Origin of the sequence: Rhodococcus sp. LB1 (assembly GCF_001583455.1) — a bacterium.
Taxonomy (GTDB): Bacteria; Actinomycetota; Actinomycetes; order Mycobacteriales; family Mycobacteriaceae; genus Rhodococcus_F; species Rhodococcus_F opacus.
Map to the genome: position 1 here is coordinate 11,976 of NZ_LTCZ01000423.1, position 21,856 is coordinate 33,831.

Sequence of the window (21,856 nt, forward strand, 5' to 3'; positions counted from 1 at the left end):
AGATGCCCAGCGCCCGCACCGCCACGACGGCGACGCTGAGGTCCAGGACGGGCGGCATCTGCCACGCCCTCGTGATCAACCACGCCGACAGCGCCGCGAGCGCGAGCGCACTGCCCAGCGTGGCGACGCCGGCGGTGACGGCCCGCACTACCCGTCCCGGTTGCAGGTCGAGGAGCGGCAATGCCCGGATCAGCGGGTCACGCGACATCGGCGCTCACCTCGATCACCCGGTCGGCGGCCGCGAGCAGGGTCGGCCGGTGCCCCACCACGACGACCGTCCGGCCGGCGGCGGCCAGGCTCCGCAGCGAATCGAGCACGGTCCGCTCCGACGCGTCGTCGAGGTGTGCGGTGGGTTCGTCGAGCACCAGGACGGGACGCCGGGTGGCCAGCACGCGGGTCAGTGCGAGCCGCTGCCGCTGGCCGAGCGACAGTCCCGTTCCGCCGGATCCGACGCGCGTGTTCCAGCCGTCCGGGAGTTCGGCGAGAACCTCGTCGAAACCCGTCGCCGCACAGGCCTGTTCGAGGTCGACGACCTCGCCGATGAGCCGAAGGTTCTCGTCCAGAGTGCCGGGAACGAGAACGGGGTGCTGCGGGAGCCACGCCACCTGCGCCCACCACGCGGACCGGTCGAGCGAACTCACGGCGGCGCCCGCCACCCGCACCTCCCCGCGCTCGGGTTCGACGAGGCCGAGGAGTGCCTGCACCGCAGTCGATTTCCCGGAACCGTTGGGTCCTGTCAGCACGGTCACCGCGCCGGGTTCGAGGGTCCCGGTCAGTCCGTGCGGCGCCAGGCCGTGCCGGGACCGGACGTCGACGCCGTCGAATTCGAGACGCGCCCCGGCCGCGTCCACTACGACCGCACGGTCGGCGGCGTCGTCGGGACGATCGGTATCGATGACGGCGAAGGCCCGGCTCGCCGCGGCCATTCCGTCCTCGGCGGCGTGGAACTGGGTTCCGACCATCCGCAGCGGAAGGTACACCTCGGGCGCGAGAATCAGCGCCACGATTCCCGCCTCGAGTCCCATCTCCCCGTACACCAGCCGCAGTCCGATGCTCACGGCGACGAGTGCGACGCACAGCGTGGCCAGCAGTTCCAGCACCATCGACGACAGGAACGCCACCCGCAGCGCCGACATCGTGGTGCGGCGGTGGGCGTCGCCGAGTTCACGCACCCGCGTCGCCGGTCCCTGCTCGCGGCCCAGCGCGCGGAGTGTGGGCAGGCCGGCCAGGAGGTCGAGCAACTGGGACGACAGGGTGGTCATCGCGGTCAGCGTCTTGGCCGCCTTGCCCCTGGTGAGCAGGCCGATCAGGATCATGAAGACCGGGATGAGCGGGAGCGTGACGAAGATGATCGCCGCCGACGTCAGATCCTGAAATGCGATGACCGCCAGCGTCGCCGGTGTGAGCGTCGCCGCGAGGACCAGGGCCGGCAGATACCCGGTGAGATACGGCACGAGACCGTCGATTCCGCGGGTGAGCACGGTCGCGATCTCGTCCCGCCGCGGATCGAGCTCGCGCGGTCGCAGGCGGGTGGCGACACCCAGGACCTCCCGTTTCAGCTCCGCCACCACCCGCGTGGCGGACCGGTGCGCGAACCGGGACTGCAACCAGGTGCCGAGCACCCGCACCCCCACCGCACCGGCGAGCACCACCAGTTCGGTGGACCACCGCCCGAGGTCGGTGTCGTCGTCGACGATGATTCCACCGAGCACGCGGCCGATCATGAGCGCCGACACGATGACCATCGCGACGTTGACGATCGACAGCGCGACCGTGAGAACGAGATACCCGCGGGCCGCCGCGGAGTAATGCCACAGGCGGGGATCGACGGGGCGCCGGGAACCTCGCGCCCCGCCCGGGCGTTCGTCGGCCGGGCGGGGAGCGTCGCCTACCGCTGTGCTCATCTGCGCTCGAGCGGGAGACCGATCGACGGCGGGATGTGCTTGGTCGAGATCCGTTGGCGGAACACCCAGTACGTCCAGCCCTGGTAGATCAGCACCACCGGGGTGAGGAACGCGGCGGCCCACGTCATCACCTTCAGCGTGTACGGACTCGACGACGCGTTGTCGATGGTCAGGTTGTACGCGGCGTCCAGAATGGACGGCATGACGTTGGGGAACAGCGAGCCGAACAGCAGGGCCACCGTGGCGACGACCGCGATCGACGTGAGCAGGAACGCCCAGCCCTCACGCTCGGCGCGGGTGAACGCGATCACCCCGAGGAGTGCGGCGGCGGCGATCGCGACGAGGATCCACGTCCAGCCCTTGCCGTGCGCCAGCTGCGTCCACAGCACGAACGCGCCTGCCACCGGAACGGCCGGGATCGCCAGCCTGGACGCCAGTTCGACGGCATCCGTGCGTACTTCGTCGGCCGTCTTCAGGGCGAGGAACACCGCGCCGTGCAGGGCGAACACGAGTGCGGTCGTCAGACCACCCAGCAGCGCATAGGGATTGAGCAGATCGAAGAGGCTCGAGGTGACCTGCTTGTCGGCGTCGATGTCGACGCCCCGCACGATGTTCGCGAACGCGACACCCCACAGCACGGCAGGCACCCAGGACCCGAAGACGATGCCCCAGTCGCACCGCCTGCGCCAGGTGTCGTCGTCGATCTTGCCGCGGTACTCGATGGCGCAGATCCGGACGATGAGCGCGACGAGAATGATCAGCAGCGGCAGGTAGAAGCCGGAGAACAAGGTGGCGTACCACTCCGGGAACGCGGCGAACAACGCGCCGCCACCGGTGATGAGCCACACCTCGTTGCCGTCCCACACGGGCCCGATGGTGTTGAGCACCACCCGCCGTCGCGTGTCCCCGTTCGGGTCCTTGCGCCTTCCCAGCACCGGCATCAGCATGCCGACACCGAAATCGAATCCCTCGAGGACGAAGTACCCGATGAAGAGCACCGCGATCAGGATGAACCACACTTCTTGAAGTCCCATGACCGTCTCCCCTAGTACGCGAACGAGAGTTGCTCGGGCTTGCCCGGTTCTTCGGGCTCGTCGTGGTCGTCACCCGGTGGATGGGCGTCGTGTTCGAGTGGTCCCTCGACCGTGTAGCGGCGGATCAGCGTGAACCACACGACGGCCAGCGCCCCGTAGACCACCGTGAACGTGATGAGCGAGACCCAGACGGTCCACGGGGAGTGATTCGAGACGCCCTGGTCGACAGTCAGTCTGATCATGTCGACACCGGTCGGGTTGGGTGCCACGACCCACGGTTGACGGCCCATCTCGGTGAAGACCCAGCCCGCGCTGTTCCCGAGGAACGGTGTCGGGATGACGGCGATCGACAACCAGCCGAACCACTTCTTGTCCGGGACGCGCCCGCCGCGGGTCATCCACAGACCGACCACGGCGAGCAGCGCCGACCCGGCGGCCCAGCCGATCATCGCGCGGAACGTCCAGTAGGTGACGAACAGGTTGGGCTTGTAGTTTCCGGGCCCGTACATCTCCTCGTAGCGGGCCTGGATCTCGGTGACGCCCTCGACGGTGGAGTCGAACGTGCCGTCCGCCAGGAACGAGGTGAGCCCGGGGATCTTGATGAGCTGGGTGATGCTCTCGCAGTTGTTCTGGGTGCCGACGGTGAGGATCGAGAAGTCGGCACCGGTTTCGGTGTGGCACAGCGATTCGGCCGATGCCATCTTCATGGGTTGCTGCTCGAACATCAGCTTGCCCTGGATGTCGCCGGTGATCGCGAGTCCGATGCCCGACGCGACCATCACCCACAGCGCGAGGATGGTGACCGGACGGAACATCGTCCGGGCGGTCTCCTCGTGCTTCTTCGCCACTTCGGGTTCGGTGGCTTCCTTCGATTTGCGCATGCTGCGCACCATCCACCAGCCGCCGACGCCGGCCACGAACGTGCCCGCCGTGAGGAACGCTCCCGCCACGACGTGCGGGAAGGCCGCGAGCGCCGTGTTGTTGGTGAGCAGTTCCCAGATGCTGGTGAGTTCCGCGCGCCCGGTCTCGGGGTTGTACACGGCCCCGACCGGATGCTGCATGAACGAGTTGGCGGTGATGATGAAGTACGCGGACGCGTTCACACCGATCGCGACGAGCCAGATGGTGGCGAGGTGGACGAGCTTGGGCAGCCGCCCCCAGCCGAAGATCCAGAGGCCCAGGAACGTCGACTCGAGGAAGAAGGCGACCAGCCCCTCGAGGGCGAGGGGTGCGCCGAACACGTCACCGACGAAGCGTGAGTACTCGCTCCAGTTCATCCCGAACTGGAATTCCTGCACGATGCCGGTGGCCACGCCGAGCGCGAAGTTGATCAGGAAGAGCTTCCCGAAGAACTTGGTGAGCCGGTACCAGTGGTCCTTTCCGGTGACCACCCACATCGTCTGCATGACGGCGATCAGCGGGGCGAGCCCGATCGTCAGCGGAACGAGGATGAAGTGATAGACGGTGGTTATGCCGAACTGCCACCGGGAGACATCCAAGGCATCCATGGCTACTCCGAAACTGGGCCCGTAGGACAGGCTTCAGGGCCGGAGCGTGGGCTTCCGCCCGACCCTTGAAAACAACGTACTGCGGGGTCGTTTCCCCCGCAGGACTTTGCTACTACGAAATGTAGTAGACCTGTCAAGCCTCCGCGGACTCGGCACCCGCCGTCTCGACCGCGAGGTCGACCAGCTCCACGATCTCGTCGGCGAGCGGTGCGTCGGGCAGGGCAAGGCCGTCGATCTTGCGCACGCGCGCGGCCATGGTGACGCTGGAGATGAGCCAAACACCTTCCGCTGTAATGAGATCCGCCGGACGCAGCGCCGCGTACTCGCAGCGGAACCCCTTACCGGACGCCACCTCGTACAGCGCCTGCTGCGTCGTTCCGGGCAGGATTCCGTGCTCCGGCGGCGGCGTGAGGAGGTGCCTGTCGCGGGCGATGACCACCGTGGAACGTGGCCCTTCCAACACATTGCCCTCACTACTGACGAAGATCACATCGTCGGCACCGAGTGTCGCCGCATACCGCAGCGCCGCCATGTTCGTGGCATACGACAAGGTCTTCGCCCCGAGCAGCTGCCACGGCGCACTCGCCGACAGATCCACCGAATACCCGCGGGCCAGTGTGAGTACCGACACCCCGTCGCGTCGTGCCTCCAGAATCCGCTCGGGCACCGGCCCGACGGTGACGAAGGCGGTCGCGTCGCCACCGGACTCCCGGCCGCGGCTGAGCACGAGTCGCATCGCGCCCTCCCGCTCGGACCCCCACTCCTCGACGGCCAGCTCGAGCGCCAGGCGCCACTCGTCCAGGTCCTGCATGGGCAATCCGAGGGCGCGCGCCGACGCGACGAGACGGGTGAGGTGGGGCTCGACCTTCAGGGCGCGACCGCCTCGCACCAACAGCGTCTCGAAGACACCGTCGCCGCGCACCACCGCCAGATCGTCCGCGTGCAGCAGCGGGGCATCCGCGTCCCGCACCTCGTGGTCCAGTGTCACCAGCACTCGATCAGACATGACACCCAGCCTATCGACCCTGCTGACCGCCACCTGTGGTCCATGGTCCCTAGACTGGGTTTCGTGGTCGACAAATTGCCCGTCTCACCCAGTCCACTCCTCACGGCCCCGGGCGCGGTTCCTGCGCCCGAAGGCTCGCTCGACGCCGGCGTCGCCTGGCATCACGGCGATCCACTCGGCGAACAACGCAGCGCCGAACGTTCCGCGGTGGTCGTCGACCGTTCCCACCGGTTCGTCATCGCGATCAGCGGACCCGAACGACTCACCTGGCTGCACACCATCTCGAGCCAGCACGTCGCCGCGCTCCCCGACGGCGCGAGCGCCGAGAACCTCAGCCTCGACGTCAACGGCCGCGTCGAGCACCACTTCGTCCAGACCGACCTGGACGGCGTCACCTGGATCGACACCGAGGCCGACCGCGGACCCGGCCTCCTGTCGTTCCTCACCAAGATGGTGTTCTGGTCCAAGGCCGAGCCCCGTGAGGGCAACGAGCTCGCGGTCCTCAGCGTGATCGGCCCCGACGCCGTCACGGTCCTCGACGCGGCCGGTGTCGTGGCACCCGCCGAGCCGTACGCCGCCGTCGCGGTGCCCGGGGGCGGGTTCGTCCGCCGCATGCCGTGGCCGACCGCCGACTCCTTCGACCTGCTGATCCCGCGGGAAGGACTCGCGACGTGGTGGGGACGGCTCACCGCCGCCGGCGCCGCTCCCGCGGGAACGTGGGCGTTCGAGGCACTCCGGGTGGCCGCCGCACGGCCCCGGATCGGACTCGACACCGACGACCGCACCATCCCGCACGAGGTCCGCTGGATCGGCGGTCCCGCCGAGCACGGCGCCGTCCACCTGGAGAAAGGCTGCTATCGCGGCCAGGAGACGGTGGCCCGCGTCCACAATCTCGGCAAACCGCCCCGTCACCTCGTCCTGCTGCACCTCGACGGCAGCGCCGAGGGCCGGCCCGAACCGGGCGACCCGGTGACGGCGGGAGGCCGTGCGGTCGGACGGATCGGCACCGTGATCGACCATCACGAGCTCGGACCCATCGCGCTGGCCCTCGTCAAACGGTCCATCCCCACCGACACCGAATTGGTGGTCGGCTCGTGCGCCGCGTCGATCGACCCCGACTCCGTGCCCGCGGACGACACGGTCCAGGCGGGCCGCGCGGCCGTCGACCGGCTCCGGGGCCGATGAGCGAGGCGACCGCGACGCCCGGCGAGGTGCTGGACGTCTGCGTGCTGCACACCGAGCGGGACAGCGGCACCCGGCGGGTCACCCGTACGGCGATCGACAAGCGGCCCGTCGACGGCCCCGTGCGCGTCACGACCGCCGGACTGGTCGGCGACCACGTCTGCGACACCGAGTACCACGGCGGCCCGTTCAAGGCCGTCTACGCCTACCAGGAGGACGAGGCGCAGCGCTGGGCGTCGGAGCTCGGCCGCGAGCTGCCCGCGGGGTGGTTCGGCGAGAACCTCCGCCTCGACGGGATCGCCGCGACCGACGCCGTGATCGGCGAGCGCTGGCGGATCGGCACCACCGAACTGGAGGTGACCAGTCCGCGGACACCGTGCGGCACGTTCGGGGTCTGGGCCGCCGAGCCCCGATGGGTCAAGCGGTTCTCCGAACGCGCCGACACGGGCGCGTACCTGCGGGTGGTGACGGAGGGGTCGGTCACCGCCGGCGACACCGTCCAGCGCATCCACGTGCCCGGCCACGGCGTCACCGTGCGCGATCTGTTCACCGGCCGCGACCCCGAACGGTTCGTGGCGCTGCTCGAACAGCAGGAGAACCTCTCTCCGACCGTCGCGGACAAGGCCCGCCGACGGATCGCCGGACTGGAAGTGCCGGTCACGTATTGAGCATCGAACTGGTGGAGGTCGTACGTTCCGGATTCCGTGAGTGCGTGCACCGCGGCTCCGCGGTGATCCTCCGCGCGGACGGCGAGATCGCGCTCACCCTCGGTGAGGTGCACACGCCGATCTACCCGAGGTCGTCGAACAAGCCGTGGCAGGCCGTGACGATGCTGCGGAACGGCTTCGAACCGTCCAGTTCCGAAGAACTCGCGATCGCGACCGCATCCCACGAGGGCGAGTCGGACCACATCGAACTCGTCGAGCGACTGCTCGCCAGGTACGGCCTCGACGAGGACCAGCTCCGCTGTCCCGCCGATCTGCCCTCCAACGAACTCGCCCGGGCCGAACTGCTGGCCGCCGGTGAGCTCCCCCGCCCGGTGTACATGAACTGCTCCGGCAAGCATGCGGCCATGCTCGCCACGTGCCTGGCCAACGACTGGCCGTTGGACAGCTACCTCGAGCCGACTCATCCGCTGCAACTCGCGGTCGTCGACACGCTCGGGTCGATCAGCGGCGACGTCGACGCCGAGCTCGGCATCGACGGATGCGGGCTGCCGATCGTCCCGCTGTCGCTGACGCATCTGGCGCGGGCGTTCGCCCGGCTCGTCACCGCCGAGCCCGACTCCCCCGAGCTCGCCGTCGCCGACGCCGTCCGCGAGCACCCCTACCTCGTCTCGGGCACCGGCAAGGACGACGCGCGGCTGATGCCGGTCGTGCCCGGGCTGATGACGAAGGCCGGGGCCGACGGTGTCTACGCCGGCGCACTCCCCGACGGCTCGGCGTTCGCGCTGAAGATCGACGACGGCCACGAACGGGCCCGGTTACCCCTCGCCGCAGCACTTCTCCACAGGATGGGTGCCGAGTGGACCGAGGATCTGGCGGCCCTCGCGTCGCAGCCCGTGCTCGGCGGCGGCGTCCGAGTGGGGACGGTCCGGGCAATTCCGGGAGTCTTCTGAAGGCGAAATACCGGCATCGGGGCAGCTCGCGAGCCCGGTGAGACTAAACCGACACCGCTTCGGGGTGTGGATGGAAGCGCGAGGGACTTTTCCACGCTAGAGTGTGGGGCAGGAACTTACACACTCAAACGGGGCCGCCAAATTCCCCAGGCCGCCCCGCGAAAGCGCGAGGGGGTCAGCCATGGGCCGCGGCCGGGCTAAGGCAAAGCAGACCAAGGTTGCACGCGAGCTGAAGTACAGCGTACCGACCACGGATTTTGACAGCCTGCAACGAGAGCTCTCAGGTGGGTCGTCCAACTCGCATCGGGACGAGGTCTTCGCTGACCAGCGTGCCGACAGGGAGGGTCACTCCCGGGAGGATGACGACGACTGGCGGCGCTGAGATCTGAAGACAACGAAATGAGGGGGAGCCGATACCGGCTCCCCCTCATTTCCACATCTTCAGCCGGTCGGGGCCACTAGCTCGCCCCGTTCCGACAGACGGCGTCCGACCCTAGAACCGCGGGTGATCGCCGGCGAGAATTGCGCGCTCGGCCGACACGTCGTGCGACTTCTTGATGCTGCCCAGCGTCCAGCAGTCGATGTGGCGCGCCGTCAGAACGGCCAGCGCACGATCGACGTCCTCGGGCGCCACGATCGCGACCATGCCGACGCCCATGTTGAACGTCTGCTCCATCTCGGCCCGCTCCACGCGTCCACGCTGTGCGATCATCGCGAAGATCGGAGCCGGGCTCCAGGTGCCGCGGTCGAGTTCGGCGACCAGACCCTTCGGCATGACCCGCGCGAGGTTGTTGGCCAATCCACCGCCGGTGACGTGGCAGAACGTGCGCACGTCGGTCTCGGCGGCGAGGGCCAGGCAGTCCTTGGCGTAGATCTTCGTGGGCTCGAGCATCTCCTCGCCCAAGGTGCGGCCGAACTCGTCGACGTGCGCCGTCAGACTCATGTGGTCGATCTCGAGCAGGACCTTGCGGGCCAGCGAGTAACCGTTGGAATGCAGTCCGGACGAACCCATGGCGATCACGACGTCGCCGGGACGGACCCGGTCCGGCCCCAGCACCTGGTCGGCTTCGACCACACCGACGCCGGTCGCGGACAGGTCGTAGTCGCCGTCCGCCATCACACCGGGGTGCTCCGCCGTCTCGCCACCGAGCAGCGCGCAACCAGCCTGGATGCAGCCCTCGGCGATGCCGCTGACGAGTTCGGCGACACGCTCCGGGACGACTCGCCCGACGGCGATGTAGTCCTGCAGGAACAGTGGCTCGGCACCGCAGACGACGAGGTCGTCGACGACCATCGCGACCAGGTCGAGGCCCACGGTGTCGTGCTTGTCGAGTGCCTGAGCGACGGCGAGCTTGGTGCCCACACCGTCCGTGGACGCCGCGAGCAGCGGCTCCTTGTAGTCACCCTTGAGCGAGAACAGACCCGCGAATCCACCGAGACCACCGAGAACCTCGGGACGGCTGGCGCGCTTGGCCAAGGGAGCGAAGAGTTCCACCGCCCGATCGCCTGCGGCGATGTCCACTCCTGCGGCGGCGTAGGACGCGCCAGGGCGACTTGTCGGATCCTCGGTCATGTGGTTGTTACTCCAGCCTTCTGTTGCTCGTCAAAATCGTGTCGGTCGGGCAATCGAGTGCTGTGATTGCGTCCTTACGGTACCGGAGTACGTTCTCCGGCCGGATCCCGATGTACCGGCCTACGGCCGACTGAGGGCGTTCGCGTTGTCGTTCTCCCGCGTCGCGGGACCGCCTGCCGCGCTCTCGAGCATTCCCTCGAGAACGTTCTTTCCGATCGACGTCTCCGTGGGGAGCGCGATGGGGTACGTGCCGTCGAAGCAGGCCGCGCACAGTCGCGTCGCGGGCTGCTCGGTGGCCGCGATCATGCCTTCGGTGGAGATGTAGCCGAGGGTGTCGGCGCCGATGGAACGGCGCACCCCTTCGAGCATCTCGTCGAAGCTGCCGGGCTCGCCACCGCCGCCCGCGCCGTTGGCGATCAGCTCGGCCGGCGAGGCGAAGTCGATGCCGTAGAAGCAGGGCCACTTGACCGGCGGCGACGCGATCCGGACATGGATCTCCAGTGCGCCGGCCTCGCGGAGCATCCGGATGAGCGCGCGCTGGGTGTTGCCGCGGACGATCGAATCGTCCACCACCACGAGGCGCTTGCCGCGGATGACTTCCTTGAGCGGGTTGAGCTTGAGGCGGATACCGAGCTGGCGGATCGTCTGCGACGGCTGGATGAAGGTGCGGCCGACGTAGGCGTTCTTCATCAGACCCTGGCCGTACGGAATGCCCGACCCCTGCGCGTAACCGACCGCGGCCGGAGTGCCCGATTCGGGGACCGGGATGACGAGGTCGCCCTCGGCGGGGTGCTCGGTGGCGAGGCGACGGCCGATCTCGACGCGGGTGGAGTGCACCGAACGTCCGGCGATGACACTGTCCGGACGGGCCAGATACACGTACTCGAACACGCAGCCCTTGGGCTCGGGGTTCGCGAAGCGGGAGGAGCGGACGCCGTCGGCGTCGATGGCGAGCAGCTCGCCGGGCTCGATGTCGCGGACGAAGGACGCGCCGACGATGTCGAGTGCGGCCGTCTCGCTGGCCACGACCCAGCCGCGGTCCAGGCGTCCGAGGCACAGCGGGCGGATGCCGTGCGGGTCGCGGGCCGCGTAGAGCGTGTGCTCGTCCATGAAGGTGAGGCAGAACGCGCCGCGCAGTGTCGGCAGGAGCTTCATGGCCGCCTGCTCGATGGTGCTGTCGGCGGCGGCGTGCGCGAGGAGGGCGCCGACGACGTCCGAGTCGGACGTGGCGCCGCCGGGGCGCTTGTCGTTGACCAGTCCGGCTTCACGGGCGCGCTGCGCCAGCTCCGCCGTGTTGACGAGGTTGCCGTTGTGCCCGAGGGCGATGCCGCTGCCCGCGGCGGTGGTGCGGAAGATCGGCTGCGCGTTCTCCCACGTGGTCGAACCCGTGGTGGAGTAGCGACAGTGGCCGACGGCGACGTGTCCCGGCATCGCTGCCAGGGTCTGCTCGTCGAACACCTGGCTGACCAACCCGAGGTCCTTGAAGACCAGCACCTGCGAACCGTCGGCGACGGCGATACCCGCCGCTTCCTGCCCACGGTGCTGCAGAGCATAAAGTCCGTAGTAGGTGAGTTTCGCCACATCCTCTCCCGGCGCCCAGACGCCGAAGACTCCGCATTCCTCGCGGGGCTCGTTCTCGTCCTCGTCGGACGGGTTCGAAGAGAGAAGATTAGGACTGTGGACCGACAGATCGGCTCTGGTCACCGGGGTGCTCCCTGGGGATGGGCGTGTGAGGGGCAAGGTCAGTCTACGTGCCCTGCGCCGTCGCTTCGCCCACGGTGCCGATCGAACCGGCCCGACTCCCGGACGGACAGCCGAAAATAGGTTGGTTTCGGTATCGATCAGCATCCTCGAACCACAGAGCGGGGGCTTTTCCGATGGACGTCCGCAGCACGGCACCGACCGCCGCAGAACGCCTGCTGAGCGCGTTCGAAGGCGCGATGGGCATCCCCATTCCCGTGCACGTCCGATGCTGGGACGGCTCGGAGGCCGGCCCCGACTCGGACGTCACCATCGTCTTCCGCAACCGCCGGGCCATCCGGAGGGTGCTGTGGTCGCCGAACGAACTCGGTCTCGTCCGGGCCTACGTGTCCGGTGACCTCGAGATCGAGGGCGACGTCTTCCGGCTGCTGACGCTTCCGGATCTCGTCGACCGGCTGGGGACACTCGGCGTCCGCGGATCCGACCGCGGCACCATCCTGAAGTCGCTGTCGACGTTCGTCCGGCTCGGCGGCCTCGGTCTCCGTCCGACACCGCCGTCGGTGGAGGTGGCCCGGCGCCGCGGCCCCAAGCACAGCAAGGCGCGCGACGCGTCCTCGGTCTCACATCACTACGACGTCGGCAACGATTTCTACCGCCTTTTCCTCGGGCCGACGATGGTCTACTCCTGCGGGTACTGGGACCAGCGATCCGGCGACCGCGGTGCAATCGGGACGCTCGAAGAAGCGCAGAACGACAAGCTGGACCTGGTCTGCCGCAAGCTCGGCCTCCAGTCGGGCATGCGACTGCTGGACGTGGGCTGCGGCTGGGGTTCGATGGCGATCCACGCCGCCGAGAAGTACGACGTGTCCGTCGTCGGCGTCACCCTCAGCCACGAACAGGCCGAGCGGGCGCGTTCGAGGGTCTCCGAGGCCGGGCTGTCGGATCTGATCGAGATCCGCGTTCAGGACTACCGCGACGTCGTCGACGGTCCGTTCGACGCGATCTCCAGCATCGGCATGTCCGAACACGTCGGCGACTCCTCGCTGCCCGGGTACGCGCAGCACCTGCTCGACCTTCTGCGTCCCGAAGGGCGGTTGCTCAACCACGCCATCGCCTCGGTCCGGTCGCTCACCGGCACGGACAATTCGTCGGGACTGATCGAGAACTACATCTTCCCGGACGGCGAGGTGCTGCCGCTGAGCAGAACGGTCGACGCCTTCGAGCACGCCGGACTCGAGGTCCGCGACGTCGAGGCCCTCCGGGAGCACTACGCACTCACGCTGCGGGCGTGGGTGGGCAGACTGCGCGACTCCTGGGACGACGCGATCCGGCTCGCCGGCGCGGAGCGGGCCCGCACCTGGTTGCTGTACCTCGCGGCCAGCGCCCTGGGGTTCGAGGAGAAGGGCCGGCTGACGATCCATCAGCTACTGGCCGTGCGCCCGTCCGACGACGGGTCGAGCGGGCTGCCGCGCACCCGCGCGTTGTGGCTGGGCTAGCTATACGCGCAGCAGCGGCAGCCAGTGGGCGATCTCCCCGGCGCGACTCCCCGACACCGAGACTCCGCCGTCGGCGGTCGCGCTGTCGAACTCCAGCAGCCCCGTCACCAGCAGCAGCCACGTCCGGGGGTCGGTCTCCACGACGTTGGGCGGAGTGCCGCGGGTGTGCCGGGGACCCTCGATGCACTGGACCGCGACGAACGGGGGAACCCGCACCTCCACGCTCGAACCGGGCGCGACCTGCTCGAGTGTCCGCGCGCTGAGCCGGACCGCCGCGGCCAGCTGGGTGCGGGACGGTTTCTCCTCGGAATCGCCGCGCAACCACGGACCGACCTCGAGTACGGCGGCCCTCAGTTCGGCGGGATCTACGGCTCGGCGCGACGGCATACGCTCAATCTACTGTGCGGGCCCGCGCGACCTCGGCGGCCACCGCCCCGCCGACATTGATCGAAAGGTGCAGCAGTGCAGGGGCTACGACGCTGCCGCTGCGTCGACGCAACCACTCGAACAGCCACGCGGAGGTGCCGGTGAGCAGCACGCTCGCGGCGACGCCGTCACCGGCGATCCGGGCCGCGCGCACGTGCCACAGCCCGAACGTGGCGGCGTGCAGGACGTGGGCCGTCGCAGGCGGCCAGGCCCGTCGCAGCATCGCGGACAGGACGCTGCGGAACAGCAGTTCCTCGTGCGCCACGGTCCCCACCGGGATCCGGAACCCCACCCAGCCGGCGAAACCGGTGACGCCGTCGCCCGCCGGCACACGCCTGCGCAGTGCGGGCACGCTCAACCCGAGCGCATATCCGGCGAGCGGAACCACCGACGCCACGGCGCCGTATCGCAACCCGGACCGGGCCTTCGACGCGGACAGGCCGAGCTCGTCGATGCCGTACCCCGCGGCGCGCGCTGCTCCCACGACCGACAGTCCGAGCGCGCCTCCCGCGACGGCCCGCCCGTAGGGGCCGAGCCCCGCACCGGGCAGCACCACGTTGTTCCACAGCACGGCCGCCGCCGCACCGGCAACGGACGCGCGCCTGCTCACTTCTCCGGACCCTCTGTCCCGGCGAGGGATTCGAGAGTGGACCGCACGCGTTCGGTGTCGACGGGGGTCCATCCCTCGGGCTGGGCCACCGTGATCCAGCCGTCGAGGACGAGAGTCCCGTAATTGTGGCCGTGCCCGTCCGGCACGCCGGCGGCGTTGGTGAGGTCGGCGGACACCTGCCAGAACGTCACGAACGGAAACCATTTCATCGACGGCGAACGATCCTCGCCCGGTGGTTCCTTCAACCAGTCGGGCCGGGTGAACGCGAGGTCCGGCGACCACCACACGACGGGATCCGACGGGTGCTGGACGTACAGGATGCGCGGCGACAGCCACTCACTGGTGTCGTCGACCATGTCGGCGGAGTCGTCGGCGAACCGCACCACCAGACCCGCCGAGTACTCGGGGTCGACCTCGGGAGTGCCGGGGTCGCGGCGCTGGATCAGCTGTCCCCACAGGCGGTTCGAGTTGGGCGGTCCGACCCACAACACGCCGTCGACGGTCTGCCGGATGTCGCTCAGCGTGTCGAAGGCGCCCTCCCCCGCCTGGGTGCCGAGACTTTCGCCGTAGACGAGCAGCTTGGGGCGCGTCGCCTCGGGTTCCTGCAACCACCGCTCGTGCACGCGGTCGATCAGCTTCTTCCCCGCCTCCGCGGCCTTCTCACGGTCGGCGAGGAACGAGATCCAACTCGGCAGGAACGAGTACTGGCTGGCCACCAACGCCGTGTCACCGTTGTGGACCAACTCGATCGCTTGCGCCGCAGTCGGATTGACCCAACCGGTGCCCGTGGTGGGGATGACGACGAGGACCTTGCGCTGGAACGCGCCGGTCCGCTCGAGTTCGTCGATGACGACGTCCATGCGCGCGTCCGGGTCCTCGGCGGTCTCGAGTCCGGCGTAGACCCGGATGGGGTCCTTGGCCGGGGTGCCGTTGGCCGCCGTGAGCTCGTCGGCGTCGAGGCCTCGGGACACGAAGTTGCGGCCCTCGTACCCGAGGGTGTCCCAGGGCGCCAGCGACTCGGGGCTGCCCGACTTCTCCGGGTCGAGTGGTTGCTCGACGCCGTCGCGGGTGGTCGAATTCTGCAGGCTGAACGCCGCATTCGTGGCGGCGTAGATGCCGCGCATCAGAACACCGTCGACGAGCAGGAAGAACAGCACCGTCACGATGAGGATGCCGGCGGTGGTGGCCGTCGGGATCGCGAGGTGCCACCGCCGGATGAGTCGTGCCGCGATCCACCGCACGAGTTCGCGCAGCAGCCGCCACACCGAGATGATCGCGGCGCCCACGAGCAGGCTCAGACCGCCCGTACGGATGTAGCCGGTGGTGGTGGTGCCCTCCGCCCCCATCAGCGCGGCGAGCTCACGCTGCCATGCCGCGGAGTATGCGAGCATCACGAGGCTCACGACCACGCACGTCACCGTCACGACGACGCGCAGGCCGGTGGACCACGGTTCCGGCAACGGCCACCACGACCGGTGCCGCAGGAAGTAGCGCCGCACCAGCCAGCCGATCGCCGTTCCCACCGTGTAACCGATCGCGGCGTTGATGCCGCCGATCAGCCCCTGGAACAACCAGTCGCGGGGCAGCAGCGACGGTGTCAGCGACCAGCAGAAGAACAGCGTCGCGAACGCGATGCCGGTGAAGTCGAGCCGAAGGAAACGCCAGGTCCGGTCGAGTCGGGGACCGTGGAGGAGTGCAGGATCAACCAGCCGCGAGAGTTCCCGCGGCCCCCTGTCAACCCTCTCCAATGCCCCCGATTCGACCATTCATCACCCGAACAATGCCGGCAGAGTTCCCTCGAACGTCGTGCGCAGCTCGGCCAGCGAGACCGAGAACTGGCCCTGGACCTCGACGGAATCGGACCCCTCGTCCACCACACCGATGCGCACCCACGGGAGATTACGGGCCGTGCACATACCGGTAAAGCGAGTTTCCTCGGTGCGCGGGACCGCGACGAGCACGCGGCCCGACGACTCGGAGAACAGGGTGACGAACGGATCGGCGTCGTCGGGAAGCAGGATTCGGCAGCCCGTCTCGCCGGCCAGCGCGGCCTCGACGACGGTCTGCGCGAGACCACCTTCGGACAGGTCGTGCGCCGCGGACACCAGTCCGTCGCGGGACGCCGCGAGGAGGATGTCGGCGAGCAACTGCTCCCGTTCGAGGTCGACCTTCGGCGGCACGCCGCCGAGGTGGCCGTGCTCGACCTGCGACCAGATGGACCCGTCGAACTCGTCGCGGGTGTCGCCGAGCAGGATCAGCGTTTCGCCCGGTTCCAGTCCGAGGCCGGTGGGGATGCGACGGTGCACGTCGTCGATGACGCCGAGCACGGCCACCACCGGGGTGGGCAGGATCGGGGTCGAGCCGGTCTGGTTGTAGAAGCTGACGTTGCCGCCGGTGACGGGGATGCCGAGCTTCGCGCAGCCGTCCGCAAGGCCGCGGACGGCCTGCTGGAACTGCCACATGACGCCGGGATCCTCGGGGGACCCGAAGTTCAGGCAGTTGCTGACGGCCTTGGGGGTCGCGCCGGTGACGGCGACGTTGCGGAAGGCCTCGGCGAGCGCGAGCTGCGCGCCGGCGTACGGGTCGAGCGCGGTGTAGCGGCCGGACGCGTCGGTGGCGAGCGCGATGCCGCGGCCCGTCTTCTCGTCGACGCGGATCACGCCTGAATCGGCGTTCTCGGCCAGGACGGTGTTGCCGCGCACGTAGCGGTCGTACTGCTCGGTGATCCACTTGCGGCTGCACAGCGCCGGGGACGCGAGCATCTTCAGCAGGGTCGCCTTCAGTTCGTCGGCCGACTCGGGACGCGTCAGACCGGCGGTGGTGTTGGCGACGAGGGCGTCCTGGCTCGCGGGACGCTGCACGGGGCGCTCGTACACGGGGCCCTCGTGGGCGACGGTGCGCGGCGGCACGTCGACGACGGTCTCGCCGTGCCAGGAGATGGTGAGCCGCTCGCCGTCGGTGACCTCACCGATGACGGTGGCGAGGACGTCCCACTTCTTGCAGACCTCCATGAACGCGTCGACGTTGTCGGGGGTGACGACGGCGCACATGCGTTCCTGGGACTCGCTGGACAGCACCTCGGCCGCGGTCATGCCGGTGGCCCGCATCGGGACCTGCTCGAGGTTGATGTGCATGCCGCCGTCGCCGGCCGCAGCGAGCTCGGACGTGGCGCAGGACAGGCCGGCGCCGCCGAGGTCCTGGATACCGACCACGAGCTTCGCGGCGTACAGCTCGAGACAGCACTCGATGAGCACCTTCTCGGTGAACGGATCGCCCACCTGCACGGCGGGCAGCTTCTTACGTCCGGTTCCACTTTCGTCGCCGTCGAAGGTCTCCGACGCCAGCACGGACACGCCGCCGATGCCGTCGAGGCCGGTGCGCGCACCGAACAGGATGATCTTGTTGCCGGCACCGGATGCGAACGCGAGGTGCAGGTCCTCGACGCGCATCGCGCCGGCGCACAGGGCGTTGACCAGGGGGTTACCGGCGTACGACGCGTCGAACACGGTCTCGCCGCCGACGTTGGGGAGGCCGAGCGAGTTGCCGTAGCCGCCGACACCGCGCACCACACCGTCGACGACGCGTCGGGTGTCGGGGGCGTCCGCCGCACCGAAGCGCAGCTGGTCCATGACCGCGATGGGCCGTGCGCCCATGGCCATGATGTCGCGGACGATGCCGCCGACGCCGGTGGCCGCACCCTGGTAGGGCTCCACGTAGGAGGGATGGTTGTGGCTTTCGACCTTGAACGTGACGGCCCAGCCGTCGCCGATATCGACGACGCCGGCGTTCTCGCCGATGCCCGCGAGCATCGAGGAACGCATCTCGTCGGTCGTGGTCTCACCGAAGTACTTCAGGTGCACCTTGGACGACTTGTAGGAGCAGTGCTCGCTCCACATCACCGAGTACATCGCGAGCTCGGCCTCGGTGGGGCGGCGGCCCAGGATCTCCTTGATGCGGGCGTACTCGTCGTCCTTCAGCCCCAGTTCCTTGAAGGGCTGTGCGACGTCGGGGGTCGCGGTGGCGGCGGTGACGGTGTCGACCGGGTGTGCTGACACTGGAGGTGGGGTCCCTTCCCTACGGGAGTCAAGAGAGGCAAGCCGGGAGTCACGGTCGGCGCAAGCCGGGTGGCGACGAGCCGTACGTCAGTCTATCCGGCGGCTCGCTCCGGTACCGACCTGGCGCTCCTCGTCCCGCTTCCTCACGCCGTCGGTGTGAGGAAGGCCGCAAGTGCGTCGGAATAGGCCCGCACGTCACGGGCGCCCATCAGCTCTCGCGACGAGTGCATCCCGAGCTGCGCGGCGCCCACGTCGACGGTGCTCAGCCCGGTCCTGGACGCGGTGATCGGGCCGATGGTCGAACCGCACGGCAGATCGGCGCGGTGCACGTACCGCTGCAGCGGCACGCCGGCCTGGTCGCAGGCGAGGGCGAACGCGCCGGCTCCGGCCGCGTCGGTGGCGTAGCGCAGGTTCTGGTTGACCTTGAGCACAGGTCCCCCATTGACGGCGATGGGGTGGGCGGGCTCGTGCCGCTCCGGGTAGTTGGGGTGCGTCGCGTGCGCCATGTCTCCGGACGCGCAGATCGATCCGGCCATCGTCTGCAGGAATTCTTCGCGACCGCCGCCGCGGCCGAGGACGATGCGTTCGAGCACGGTGCTCAGGAGATCGGAGAACGCGCCCCGATCGGACATGCTCCCCACCTCCTCGTGGTCGAACAGCGCAAGCACCGGCACCCGGTCCCCGGGGTTCTCGGCCGCCGCCAGCAACGCCTGGGTGCCCGCGTAGCAGGTGCCCTGGTTGTCGAGCCGCGGCGCACTGACGAGGTCCTGTTGGGTCCCGACGAGGGCGCTGGGCGCGAGATCGTGGGTCATCAGTTCCCACCCGAGCACCGCGTCGGCAGGCACCTCCGCCCGGTCGGCTACGAAGTCGATGAACGAGCGGCGTTCGGACCCCACCCCCCACACCCCGTTGAGGTGGCGCTGCGGATCGAGGTGGACGCCCTTGCGGTCCTCGGACAGGTGGATCGCCAGCTGCGGGACGCGCAGGATCGGTTCGTCGACGCGGACAAGTTTCTCCTCGACCGTGTTGCCGGCCCGCACACTCAGCCGCCCGGAGATGCCCAGGTCGCGGTCGAGCCACGAGTTGAGCCACGCACCCCCGTACGGTTCGAGACCCACCAGCTGCCACCCTGCCGACGACAGGTCGGGGTGCTGTTTGACGCGCAGGTTCGGGCTGTCGGTGTGCCCGCCGACGATGCGGAACGGCGCCGTCCGGCCCAGCCCTTCGGTACTCCACGCGATAAGGGATCCGCCGCGCACCAGGAAGTACCGGCCGGGCTCGCCGGGCCACGAGTCGGTTTCGTGCAACTCGGTGAAACCGTTGCCGGTCAGCAACATCGACACCGTCGCGCACACATGGAACGACGACGGTGATGCATCGACGAAGGTGCAGAGTCCCTGGGCGTCGGCCCACGTAGTGGAAGGCATGGGGTCAATCATGCAGGACCCGCTGTCACGTGTGGGGACCCGAGACGCAGAACTGGTTGCCGTCGGGATCGGCGAGCGTGACCCACCGGAAATCGCCCATCTCGTGCTGCGCGACCTCCGTGGAGCCCTCGGCACTCAGCCTGCCCACCTCGCCGTCGAGGTCGTCGGACGCCAGGTCGAGGTGGAGGCGGTTCTTCCCCGGAGTGGGGTCGCCGACCTTCTGGAACGCCAGCTTCTGCGCGGAATCCGGGAGGGCGACGACGTAGAACCAGCCGTCGTTCTCCTGCTCGATCGTGCCCGCCGTCTGCTTCGCCCACCACTTCGCGAGCGGCCCCGGGTCCGTGGTGTCGAACGTGATCATGCCGAGTGTGAGTGCCATGCCCGCAGAGTAGACGTGACCACCGACACGTCTCGCGGCTTCACAGGAACTCCTCGATCACCCGGACGGCGGCGTCCACTCCACCCGCAGAACGCAACTCGGCGGCGAGCTCCGCGCTGCGGCGCCGGACCGGCTCGGCGCCGACGTGCGCGAGCGCGTTCCGCAACTCCGCCGCCGACACCTCCGAACTGTCCACTCGCACCGCGACTCCCGCGGCGACGAGCGCGTCGGCGTTCTCGAACTGGTCGGTGGCCTGCGGCGCGGCGATCATCGGCGTTCCGGTGAACATTCCCTCACTGGACCCGCCCATGCCGGCGTGGGTGAGGAACGCGTCGGCCTGCCCGAGGATGTCGAACTGGGGCACCCACCGGTGGACCTCGACGTTGCCGGGCACGGTTCCGAGTTCGGCGACGTCGACGTGCCGGCCGATCTGCAGAACGACGTGCCAGCCGTCGAGGTCGCCGAACGCCTCGATGCAGCGCCGGTAGAAGTCGGCGTGGTCGGTGAACGCGGTGCCGAGCGAGATGAGCAGCACCCTTCCCGCGTCTGCCGGACGCTGCCACCGGCCGTCGGCGGGCCGCCGGGTGGGCAGGGCCGGTCCGACGAACGTGTAGACGTCCTCGTCGACGCGGTCGGCATTGGGCTGCATAGATTTCGCGATCAGCACGACCGCCCGGGCCGGGCGCCCGTAGAATTCGTCAGGGTCCGTCTCGACACCGTTGTCCCGCAGCAGCTTCCCTTGCCGCTCGTACAGCGCGGCGCCGCGCGGGTCCGCCCGCATCGTGCCGACGAACGACTTCATGTCGTCTTCGTAGCCCTCCCACGCCACGTACGTCGGCGACAATTGCACGATCGGGACGCCCCATTCCTCGGCGAGGACGCGGGCGGGACCTCCCGCGATGTCGTAGAGGAACAGGTCGGGGCGGTCGTCCTCGTACAGCGCCCGCAGTTGGGGCAGCATCGACTCGTATTCGGCCTGGAACAGAGTGAGCTGATCGATGGTGTCGCCCTCCCAGGACTTCTCGGACTCCTCCGTCGCACCCGCGGTGTTCACGCGCGGCAACGTCGAGGCGTATTCCTTGAATTCCGCTCCGGCGCTCTCGACGACGTCCTTCACGGCGGCGTCGTTGGCGTACGTCACGCGGTGCCCGCGCGTGACGAGTTCGCGGAGAATCTCCAGGCTCGGGTTGACGTGCCCGGGCGCCGGAATGCTGACCATGGCGATGTGTGAGCGGGTCATCTTCATCCTTCCAATACGGAACGGTCCGTCTCGGTCAAGAGTGACACGTGGGGAAAATCGAGTCAAGACGATACGTCTCGTCTGGTCTACGATCCGTTCATGCCGTCCGCCGACAATCCCCGCCGTTCCGAACGGTCCCGCGCCGCGATACTGCAGGCCACGCAGGAACTGATCCGCGAACAGCCCTACGCGAAGATCAGCGTCGAAGGCATCGCCGCACGCGCCAAGGTCGGGAAACAGACCATCTACCGGTGGTGGCGATCCAAGGGCGCGCTCGTCGTGGACGCCCTGCACGAACAGAACGCGGCCGGCGCCCACCAGACCATGGCCCTCCCGGACACCGGCGACCTCGCCGCCGACATGCGGCTGGTCCTGCGGGCCACGGTCGACGAGTTCACCTCACCCGATTTCGAACCGCTGTTCCGGGCGCTGTCCATCGAATCGCTGCAGGATCCCGCACTGCAGGAACAGATCGTCGAGCGGATCTACCGGCCGCAGTTCGAGTTCGTCGCGGCGCGGTTCCGCTCCGCGCAGGATGCGGGGCAGGTGCGGCCCGACGTCGACCTCGCCCTCGCGTTCGAGCTGTTCATGGCGCCGATGTTCTACCGCTGGCAGAGCGGGGCGCATCCCCTCACCCACGACCACGCGGACGCCGTCGTCGACCTGGCGATGCGCGCCCTCGCACCCTGACGGCCGG

Annotated in this window: 19 protein-coding genes and 1 pseudogene; 6 read left to right on the plus strand and 14 right to left on the minus strand. The window is 69.0% G+C overall.

From position 1 onward, the window contains the following. The 5 genes and pseudogenes from AZG88_RS54795 to AZG88_RS43535 all read right to left on the minus strand — a co-directional run. Positions 1 to 208 (minus strand): annotated as a pseudogene (locus AZG88_RS54795) (ABC transporter ATP-binding protein); the annotation flags it as partial. Beyond that, a complete protein-coding gene (gene cydD / locus AZG88_RS43520) occupies positions 198 to 1,904 on the minus strand; it encodes a thiol reductant ABC exporter subunit CydD (RefSeq protein ID WP_061040673.1) in 1,707 nt (568 codons plus the stop codon). The gene cydD and the pseudogene AZG88_RS54795, both read right to left, overlap by 11 nt. Next, positions 1,901 to 2,938, minus strand: a complete 1,038-nt coding sequence (gene cydB, locus AZG88_RS43525; protein ID WP_061701184.1) for a cytochrome d ubiquinol oxidase subunit II — start codon at positions 2,936 to 2,938, stop codon at positions 1,901 to 1,903. Before cydB ends, cydD begins: the two co-directional genes overlap by 4 nt. 11 nt (positions 2,939 to 2,949) lie before the next feature. Next, positions 2,950 to 4,446: a cytochrome ubiquinol oxidase subunit I gene (locus AZG88_RS43530; RefSeq protein WP_025431869.1), complete on the minus strand. Its 1,497-nt coding sequence runs from the start codon at positions 4,444 to 4,446 to the stop codon at positions 2,950 to 2,952. Between the two features lie 133 nt (positions 4,447 to 4,579). Beyond that, positions 4,580 to 5,452, minus strand: coding sequence for an aminodeoxychorismate lyase (locus AZG88_RS43535; RefSeq protein WP_025431868.1), 873 nt, complete (start codon positions 5,450 to 5,452; stop codon positions 4,580 to 4,582). A 63-nt stretch (positions 5,453 to 5,515) separates the two neighbouring features. Between AZG88_RS43535 and ygfZ the strand changes: the two genes are divergently transcribed. The 4 genes from ygfZ to AZG88_RS43555 all read left to right on the plus strand — a co-directional run bounded on the left by ygfZ (position 5,516) and on the right by AZG88_RS43555 (position 8,634). Next, positions 5,516 to 6,637, plus strand: a complete 1,122-nt coding sequence (gene ygfZ / locus AZG88_RS43540) for a CAF17-like 4Fe-4S cluster assembly/insertion protein YgfZ (RefSeq protein WP_025431867.1) — start codon at positions 5,516 to 5,518, stop codon at positions 6,635 to 6,637. Then, the gene (locus AZG88_RS43545) at positions 6,634 to 7,302 is read left to right on the plus strand and encodes an MOSC domain-containing protein (protein ID WP_061701185.1); all 669 of its coding nucleotides are present in this window, start codon (positions 6,634 to 6,636) and stop codon (positions 7,300 to 7,302) included. The genes ygfZ and AZG88_RS43545 overlap by 4 nt, the downstream gene beginning before the upstream one ends. Continuing rightward, positions 7,299 to 8,252: an asparaginase gene (locus tag AZG88_RS43550; RefSeq protein WP_005244373.1), complete on the plus strand. Its 954-nt coding sequence runs from the start codon at positions 7,299 to 7,301 to the stop codon at positions 8,250 to 8,252. Before AZG88_RS43545 ends, AZG88_RS43550 begins: the two co-directional genes overlap by 4 nt. Before the next feature lie 181 nt (positions 8,253 to 8,433). Beyond that, the gene (locus AZG88_RS43555) at positions 8,434 to 8,634 is read left to right on the plus strand and encodes a DUF3073 domain-containing protein (protein ID WP_005244376.1); all 201 of its coding nucleotides are present in this window, start codon (positions 8,434 to 8,436) and stop codon (positions 8,632 to 8,634) included. Between the two features lie 111 nt (positions 8,635 to 8,745). Here the strand turns inward: AZG88_RS43555 and purM are convergent, their stop codons facing one another. Next, the gene (gene purM / locus AZG88_RS43560) at positions 8,746 to 9,825 is read right to left on the minus strand and encodes a phosphoribosylformylglycinamidine cyclo-ligase (RefSeq protein WP_005244377.1); all 1,080 of its coding nucleotides are present in this window, start codon (positions 9,823 to 9,825) and stop codon (positions 8,746 to 8,748) included. A 120-nt stretch (positions 9,826 to 9,945) separates the two neighbouring features. After that, positions 9,946 to 11,529: an amidophosphoribosyltransferase gene (gene purF, locus AZG88_RS43565; protein ID WP_005254820.1), complete on the minus strand. Its 1,584-nt coding sequence runs from the start codon at positions 11,527 to 11,529 to the stop codon at positions 9,946 to 9,948. Positions 11,530 to 11,702: 173 nt separating this feature from the next. Here purF and AZG88_RS43570 point away from each other — a divergent pair, with 173 nt between their 5' ends. Next, positions 11,703 to 13,022 carry a class I SAM-dependent methyltransferase gene (locus AZG88_RS43570; RefSeq protein ID WP_061701186.1) on the plus strand — a complete coding sequence of 440 codons (1,320 nt, stop codon included), beginning with the start codon at positions 11,703 to 11,705 and terminating at the stop codon, positions 13,020 to 13,022. Here the strand turns inward: AZG88_RS43570 and AZG88_RS43575 are convergent, their stop codons facing one another. The 7 genes from AZG88_RS43575 to AZG88_RS43605 all read right to left on the minus strand — a co-directional run bounded on the left by AZG88_RS43575 (position 13,023) and on the right by AZG88_RS43605 (position 21,159). After that, entirely contained in the window at positions 13,023 to 13,409 is a 387-nt protein-coding gene (locus AZG88_RS43575) for a sterol carrier family protein (protein ID WP_005244380.1), read from the minus strand. Positions 13,410 to 13,413: 4 nt separating this feature from the next. Further along, positions 13,414 to 14,058 (minus strand): CPBP family intramembrane glutamic endopeptidase, encoded by a 645-nt coding sequence (locus tag AZG88_RS43580; protein ID WP_005244387.1) that lies wholly within the window; start codon positions 14,056 to 14,058, stop codon positions 13,414 to 13,416. Next, positions 14,055 to 15,824, minus strand: coding sequence for an alpha/beta hydrolase (locus tag AZG88_RS43585; protein ID WP_061701187.1), 1,770 nt, complete (start codon positions 15,822 to 15,824; stop codon positions 14,055 to 14,057). The genes AZG88_RS43580 and AZG88_RS43585 overlap by 4 nt, the downstream gene beginning before the upstream one ends. 3 nt (positions 15,825 to 15,827) lie before the next feature. Beyond that, a complete protein-coding gene (gene purL, locus AZG88_RS43590) occupies positions 15,828 to 18,113 on the minus strand; it encodes a phosphoribosylformylglycinamidine synthase subunit PurL (RefSeq protein WP_061701188.1) in 2,286 nt (761 codons plus the stop codon). Positions 18,114 to 18,256: 143 nt separating this feature from the next. Then, positions 18,257 to 19,540, minus strand: coding sequence for a M18 family aminopeptidase (locus tag AZG88_RS43595; protein ID WP_061701189.1), 1,284 nt, complete (start codon positions 19,538 to 19,540; stop codon positions 18,257 to 18,259). A gap of 25 nt (positions 19,541 to 19,565) precedes the next feature. After that, positions 19,566 to 19,919, minus strand: a complete 354-nt coding sequence (locus tag AZG88_RS43600; RefSeq protein ID WP_061701190.1) for a VOC family protein — start codon at positions 19,917 to 19,919, stop codon at positions 19,566 to 19,568. 40 nt (positions 19,920 to 19,959) lie between these two features. Then, positions 19,960 to 21,159 carry a macrolide family glycosyltransferase gene (locus tag AZG88_RS43605; RefSeq protein WP_025431866.1) on the minus strand — a complete coding sequence of 400 codons (1,200 nt, stop codon included), beginning with the start codon at positions 21,157 to 21,159 and terminating at the stop codon, positions 19,960 to 19,962. A gap of 99 nt (positions 21,160 to 21,258) precedes the next feature. Between AZG88_RS43605 and AZG88_RS43610 the strand changes: the two genes are divergently transcribed. Continuing rightward, entirely contained in the window at positions 21,259 to 21,849 is a 591-nt protein-coding gene (locus AZG88_RS43610; protein WP_025431865.1) for a TetR/AcrR family transcriptional regulator, read from the plus strand. The last annotated feature ends 7 nt before the right edge of the window (positions 21,850 to 21,856 follow it).